This is a genomic window from Leptospira abararensis (assembly GCF_016918735.1).
Classification (GTDB): domain Bacteria; phylum Spirochaetota; class Leptospiria; order Leptospirales; family Leptospiraceae; genus Leptospira_A; species Leptospira_A abararensis.
In genome coordinates this window covers 130,474-136,919 of record NZ_JAFFPR010000019.1, presented here as the reverse complement: position 1 = coordinate 136,919, position 6,446 = coordinate 130,474, and the positions used below count along the sequence as shown (strand labels likewise).

Annotated in this window: 5 protein-coding genes; 4 read left to right on the top strand and 1 reads right to left on the bottom strand. The window is 34.6% G+C overall.

What is annotated here, in order from left to right; genetic code table 11:
• Nucleotides 1–22 precede the first annotated feature (22 nt).
• The gene (locus tag JWG40_RS06380) at nt 23–1,000 is read right to left on the bottom strand and encodes a GlxA family transcriptional regulator (protein WP_205285010.1); all 978 of its coding nucleotides are present in this window, start codon (nt 998–1,000) and stop codon (nt 23–25) included.
• 71 nt (nt 1,001–1,071) lie between these two features.
• Here JWG40_RS06380 and JWG40_RS06375 point away from each other — a divergent pair, with 71 nt between their 5' ends.
• The 4 genes from JWG40_RS06375 to JWG40_RS06360 all read left to right on the top strand — a co-directional run bounded on the left by JWG40_RS06375 (nt 1,072) and on the right by JWG40_RS06360 (nt 6,411).
• Nucleotides 1,072–1,674 carry a hypothetical protein gene (locus tag JWG40_RS06375; RefSeq protein WP_205285009.1) on the top strand — a complete coding sequence of 201 codons (603 nt, stop codon included), beginning with the start codon at nt 1,072–1,074 and terminating at the stop codon, nt 1,672–1,674.
• On the top strand, nt 1,671–2,300 hold the full coding sequence (locus JWG40_RS06370; protein WP_205285008.1) for an HD domain-containing protein: 630 nt from the start codon (nt 1,671–1,673) through the stop codon (nt 2,298–2,300). The genes JWG40_RS06375 and JWG40_RS06370 overlap by 4 nt, the downstream gene beginning before the upstream one ends.
• 159 nt (nt 2,301–2,459) lie before the next feature.
• Nucleotides 2,460–4,646, top strand: a complete 2,187-nt coding sequence (locus JWG40_RS06365) for a bifunctional alpha,alpha-trehalose-phosphate synthase (UDP-forming)/trehalose-phosphatase (RefSeq protein WP_205285007.1) — start codon at nt 2,460–2,462, stop codon at nt 4,644–4,646.
• Complete coding sequence (locus JWG40_RS06360; protein ID WP_205285006.1) at nt 4,633–6,411, top strand: glycoside hydrolase family 15 protein; 1,779 nt, start codon at nt 4,633–4,635, stop codon at nt 6,409–6,411. Before JWG40_RS06365 ends, JWG40_RS06360 begins: the two co-directional genes overlap by 14 nt.
• Nucleotides 6,412–6,446: the final 35 nt, after the last annotated feature.

Genomic DNA, 6,446 nt, shown 5'->3' with positions numbered 1-6,446 from the left:
GTTTGCAAATAATGGAAAAGTCTTATTCAGAACCATAAAAACGATTTCTATATTCTCCTGGGCCCATACCTACATTTTTTTTAAATACCTTTTGGAAGTGAGAGAGGTCTTCATACCCACAATGAAAACATAAGTCTGAAATTTTAAAATTTTTTTGAGTTAACATCTGTTTTGCCTTTTGTATTCTTAACTTTTCCAAATATTTCTTAGGAGTCAGCCTCATTTCTTCTTTCATTTTTCGAAAAAAAGTTCTGGGGTGCATTTCTGCTAGTTTTGCCAAATCTTCAATTTGCCAAGGATGAGATAAATCCTTTAAAACTTTTGCTTCCAATGCAAGTAGCCATGGCTCTTGTGATATATGTAACCACTGACTGTAAGGAGATTGTAGCTGCCTTTTAGGATCTACAGCCAAAAAATTGGCAACCGATTTTGAAAGAATTTCCTTAGAGGTATCTGAGATTGCCCGCAGAGCCAAATCAATGGAACTAAATGCTCCTCCAGAAGTGGTTATGTTTTTGTCTGAAACTAAAAGTTTATCCATTAGTAAATTTACATCAGGATATCGATTTGCAAAATCGGAATGTAACCACCAACTGGATGCAACTGATTTTGAATTTAGAACCCCTGCTTCTGCTAGTAAATAACCAGAAGAACAACTAACATACATTTGAGTATCAATTCTTTTTAAAGTTTGAATCTCTCGCGAGAGTTTTGGTAATTGATTTAAAATATCTTTTGGATATAAATGATCTAATCCAGGAACAAACAAAATAGCACCTTTTATGGTTTTACGGAATACTTTTGATTTCAACTTGATTCCACTGGAAGACTGTATTTCACCTCCTTTCACTGAAACGAATTCTGGATTCCATCGCCACCGACTACGAAAGGATGCTTCGGATATACGATTAGCAATCATTATTGTATCAAAAAATGATACGGCAGATGTTAATAAAAAATTTTCATATAAAAATATCTGGACAGTTACCAATTGATTCATTTGACACTTTTGACCATATTTTTGTCATTCCTGACAATTGAAAATTAAAACCATTCAGTTATAATTTCAATATGATTTTAACAGAGAATGTAGAAAAAGTTTTCGAAGTTCAGGAAGATATAGAATCCCTATTCCAATCATGGGAAAAACAATCAAATAGGAATCTAATCGATTATAAATTTCACGTTTACCGCGTTTGGAACTTATGTCTAAAACTTTCTGGTTTGGATGATTCCAGAAATCCAGAACTGTTTCGGCTACTGGCAATCACTTCTGCATTTCACGACAGCGAATACTTTATCAATAAAAACTGGGATTATTTAAACACCAGTAATCAAAAGATGATTGAATATCTAAAATTGGTTGGTTTAGAAGATTTATCAGACATAGCATCACTGACTTTATTTAATCATCATCTGCTTAAAATTTATCGAGGACCTCATTTCAGAATTGTAGAATCCTTTCGTAAAGCGGATTTAATCGATTTTCCTGGCTGGCGCCTACATGGGATTGATAAACAATATTTGAAACAACTTAGAAAAGTTTTTCCATATCGAAATTTTCGATTCATTGTCTGGTTCGAAACATTCAAACAATTCTTAAAATCACCTTTCTCTGGTTTGCCAATGTTAAGAAAAACACCATATACAATTTCATGTGAGGATGCCAAATGAAACATCATCCCTTTATACCAGATAGTGAACTCTGTAATCGAATTTTAGAGTATTTAAATGACACACAACCTGAATACCTCACAAATCATTGTTTAAGAAGTCATGCCTATTCTGCTCTAATCTCTGAAAGTAAAAACAATACCATAGATAAGGAAATTTTATTTTGTACAACGGCATTGCATGATCTAGGATTGTGTCATCATAACACTCAAAAAAGTCGATTTGAAGTATTAGGTGCCGATTTGGCATCAGAATTCTTAAGGAAAAATGGATTAGAAAAAAGTAAGTGTGATGTTGTTTGGGATGGAATAGCCTTACATACTTCCTTTGAAATTGCCTTCCGAAAACAAGCGGAAATTGCCAACGCAGCAGCCGGAATCCTTTTTGATGTTGTAGGTGGACCACAAATTCGGTGGATCGGCAAAAACAACTTAGAAAAAATTCTTACGATTTACCCGAGGTTGAATTTAAAAAATAATTTAGTAAATGATATGATAAGTTTTATTCAGAAAAACCCTAAAACAGTAACAGGGACTATTCTATCAGAAGTAGCAATACTCAAAACGCCAGACACAAACTGTCCAAATTTTATAGATTTGATCGATCGTGCTCCTTTTCCAGAATAGTGCATTGTATCGAATATATAAACATTAGATAATTTTCCTAAAGACATTCGAAGCTAAATATAGTCTAATACGTTTATGCAATAAATTTAAAATGATCTCGAAATTATTTTTTTAAAGAAAGCCCTTGTCATCTCAATTTGATTTGATCTAATTGAAACCATGAGACTGATACTTGTATCCAATCGGTTACCAGTCCAATGGGATGGCACTCCCAGTGTCGGTGGACTTGCAACGGGCCTATCTAGTTTTTTAACACACTGGAAGTCATTAGGAAATGAAGTCCTATGGGTAGGATGGCCGGGGAAAGCCATCGCGGACAAAGAACAAAGTTCGTATTCCAAACGAATGGAAAACGAACATGGGACAATTCCTGTTTTTTTAAAACAAAAGTTAGCGGATTCTTTTTATAATGGGTTTTGTAATAAAACGATTTGGCCTTTATTTCATTATTTCACAGCACATTGTGAATACTCTGATACAACATTTGATTCATATGCGGAAGCCAATGAAGAATTTGCAAAAGTAATTAGCAAAATTTACAAACCGGGAGATTGGGTATGGGTCCATGACTATCACCTTTTTTTATTACCTGGTATTTTGCGTAGTCTATTTCCCAACATTCTCCTTTCTTTCTTTTTACACATTCCGTTTCCTACTTTCGAAATCTTTCGTTTACTTCCAGAAAGATTTCGAACAAAAATTTTACATGGTTTACTTGGCGCAGATTTAATTGGATTCCATACGCAAAGTTATACCCAATATTTTTTAAGGGCTCTACTTAGATGCCTTGGAATTGAAAATGAAAGGGGAATTGTTTTTTTTCAAAACCACCTCATAAAAACAGGCGCATTCCCTATGGGAATTAACGTTGAACAATTCCAAAAATATTCTCAATCAGAAGATTGCAAAAAAATAGCGAGTTCCCTCAACACCAATCATAGAGATTTAAAACAGATACTTTCTGTCGACAGATTAGATTACACTAAAGGCGTATTACAGAGATTAAATGCTTTTGAACTTTTTTTAAAACAGAATCCCTATTGGATTCGCAAATGTAAACTGGTTCTCGTATTAGTTCCTTCCAGAACGGATGTCTCCTCCTATCAGACAATGAAGCGCGCCATTGATGAAAAGATTGGAGCGATAAACGGAAGTTATGGAACTTTAGATTGGACACCCATTTTATACCAATACAAAGGTTTTCCATTCGAGGAGTTAGTTCCCCTTTACAAAAATACACATGTAATGTTGGTCACCCCTTTCCGAGATGGAATGAATCTTGTTGCAAAAGAGTTTTTGGTATCACAAGACTGTGGAATGTTAGTTTTGAGCGAAATGGCTGGCGCCTCGGCGGAACTGCCAGAAGCTATCCTTGTGAATCCCAGCGACTTAAAAAGTATGGCAGAAGCAATTTTAGAAGCCATTGAAATGTTGCCAGAAGAAATTCGCACCCGAAATCATATCATGACAAAACGTCTGTCTGAAAATTCTGTGAAAAATTGGGCAGAAAAAATCTTTTTAGAAACCGAGGATGCGGCCAAAAAGAATTTATCTTTCCAAACAAAGTCGATACCCCCAACTTCAGATTTACTATTACCTAAAATAAAAAAACCAATATTTATCATATTCGATTATGATGGAACCTTAACTCACTTTGAATCATTACCACATTTAGCGACACCAAAACCAGAGTTGATTGAAAACCTAAAGGAGTTATCAGATTTTGAGAACGTTTCCATCGCTATTATTAGCGGACGAGATAAATTATTTTTAGAAACTAACTTTGGAAAATTGCCAATTCAATTGATCGCCGAACACGGAGCATGGCACAAACTACCGAATAGTAAAACATGGAACTCTTTATTCACGTCTTCTGGTGAATGGAAATCTCAAATAAAAAACCATTTAGATGAATTTACGAAACGCGTTCCTGGATCATTTACTGAAGAAAAGGATTTTTCACTTGTTTGGCATTTTAGGAATGCAGACCCAGACATTGGCCTAAATGCCGCCAGAGAAATGTTAGACGAACTTTCTCAAGTATCCGCAAACACCGGTTTTTTTGTCCAAAGAGGAAATAAAATCATTGAAGTTCGCGAGTATGGAACCGGAAAAGGTAAAGCCGCATTGAAAATTTTACCAAGTGAGGAGTTAAATATATTTATATTTGGTGATGATACAACGGATGAAGATATGTTTCGCGAAATGAACGAATCAGTGACCACAGTAAAAATTGGAAAATCCGAAACGATCGCCAAATATCGATTCAGAAGTCCCGATGATGTTAGCTTGTGGATAAAAAATCTAATCTTTTTTTTAAGAGGGAAAAAGAATGGAACAACATAAATACAATTCCGGAATCATAGGAAACGGAAGTTATATCGCACATATAAATACAGAGGCCGAAATTGTTTGGTTATGTTGGCCAAACTTTGATAGTTCCCCTATATTTGGTTCCCTACTTGATAAAAAATGCGGCACCTTTTCCCTTATACCGCAATCAAAACTAATTAGTACTTCGCAAGTTTATCTAGAAAACACAAATATACTTCGAACCGAAATCCATACAGATTCAGGTTCTTTTGCCGTAATCGACTTTGGACCCAGATACTACGAAAAAGGGAAATTACAATACAAACGAAATTTATATAGGAAAATCATTCCGCTAAAAGGTGATGTTAAAATAAAAATTATCATCTCACCAACTTATGATTATGGGGACCAAATCATTTTTCCGAAAGTTCTATCTGATCATATTCTACTAGAAAGGTCAGAATTTAAAATTCATATTTCATCCAATGTTTCCTTAAACCAAATTTCACGGGAAAATTATTTCCATTTAAACCAAACCATTTATGTTGGTTTATTTGAAACACTACTTGAAGAATATCCGATCGAAGATTTTATAGAATCAGAATTCACAAAAACAAAGATCTATTGGCAAAACTGGGTAAAACATTGCACAATTCCCAATTTTGCACAAAAACAACAAATCCGATCTGCATTGTGCTTAAAACTCCACCAATTCCAAGACACAGGTGCGATCATAGCATCCTCCACAACAAGTCTTCCCGAAGCTCCGAACTCTGGGCGTAATTGGGATTACCGTTTCTGCTGGTTACGTGACGGATTTTATACATTATATGCATTAACTAATTTGGGACAATTTGAAGAATTAGAAATGTATTCCCAATTCATAAGTAATTTAACCCCTAGTATCGACGGTAGATATCAACCATTATATAGTATCTTCGGTGAATCAAATTTAGAAGAAAAAATTCTAAACTTAGATGGGTATATGGGTAACCGACCAGTACGAATTGGAAATTCAGCATATACTCATAAACAGAATGATGCATATGGGCAAATTTTAATTTCCTTATTGCCATTATATTTGGATGAAAGAATTCCAGAAAAAAAAAGATTTCACAATCTAAATTTATTAAAAAATATTTTAGACAAAATTGAATTTACAATCTCAGAACCCGATGCAGGTCTTTGGGAATTCAGAAATTTTTCACAGAAACACTGTTATACTTTTTTATTCCATTGGGTCGGTGCCAAAGCAGCCAGGGAAATTTTCCTTCAACTTGGAGAATCTGAACTTCAGAAAAAATCGGAATCTTTAATGAAAGCTGCAGAAATGAATATAGAATCATGTTTTGATGCAGATTTAGGTTGTTATACACAGGCTTTCGGGAAAAAGGATCTTGATGCCAGTTTATTACAACTGATCACTTTAGGATACCTGGACCCAAAATCAGATAAAGCAAAATCTCACTTAACATCGATTGAGAAAAATCTAAAGACGAAAGAAGGTTTTTTATATCGATATCTACATAATGATGATTTCGGGAAACCAGAAACTACATTTTTGGTTTGTACTTTTTGGTATATCGAAACTCTGGCATGTATGGATCGCTTGGACGAAGCAATTATTTTGTTTAACAAAGTATCTGAACGAGCAAATCATTTAGGTTTATTTAGCGAAGACATTGAATCCATTACTGGCAATCAATGGGGTAATTTTCCCCAGACCTACAGTCATGTAGGTTTAGTGAATGCGGCCCATAAACTTTCCCAGAAAAAGACGAAAAGTTTGTTTTGGTAAAAGTGGGGAGAGACTTTGAACAACAAGGGAAACTA